Genomic DNA, 778 nt, shown 5'->3' on the forward strand with positions numbered 1-778 from the left:
CGCACATTGAGCGTCAAGCAGACGGTCGCGCTTTCCAAAGCGAACGGGGAGCCGCCGCCTAAGGCTTGGACGCTAAGTAAGCACTGGGACCGAATGGCAGTGTTCGTTCGCCATCTGCATGCTGYCGGAGTGCTGGATCGCGATCTCATGGCCGCTATCGTTCGCCCTTCGGCGAAGACCGAAGCGGCAACGGGTCGACCTTTTTCGCATGCGGAGCTCCAAACTGTGTTCGGCGCTGGATTTGTGCCCTGGGCGTCCAAATGGCCACACCGCTGGTTCGGTCCAATGATCGGTCTCTATAGTGGCGCCCGCGTGACTGAGGTGGCGCAGCTTCGAGTTGCCGACATCCAGGCGGTGGAAGGCATCTGGGGCTTTGTCGTCACGACGGAAGGCGAGGGCAACAAAGTTAAGAACCAAAACAGCCGTCGCTTTGTGCCGTTGGCTAAGTCGCTGTTGGATGCGGGCTTTATGGCCTATGTGGAAGACGTGCGAACGGCTGGACACGAGCGGCTCTTCCCCAATCTGCCGAACTCCACAGGGCTTGGGCTGGGCAGGCAGCTCAGTCGGCAGTTCTCGGCCTATGTGAAAGACCAAGGCATTGTTGATCCTGGCATGGGATTTCATGCATTTAGGCACTACCTCATCACCCACCTGGATCGGGCGCTGGCCGCAACCGGGATGAAGCCTGAGCAGCCAGAGCCTGTGATTGGTCGCATCTCAGGGCACTACAAGCCGCCCGGGACGACGCTGCGCAGGGTGTATGTGGACAGGGATGGTC

1 protein-coding gene is annotated in these 778 nt (G+C 60.0%); it reads left to right on the forward strand.

Annotation, left to right across the window (positions count from 1 at the left end; all coding sequences use genetic code 11):
• Positions 1-147: 147 nt before the first annotated feature.
• Positions 148-778: site-specific integrase (locus ACXJKH_RS21570; protein WP_457322445.1), on the forward strand; the 631-nt coding region annotated here is incomplete at its 3' end.

The organism is Stenotrophomonas sp. P5_B8 (genome assembly GCF_054049855.1).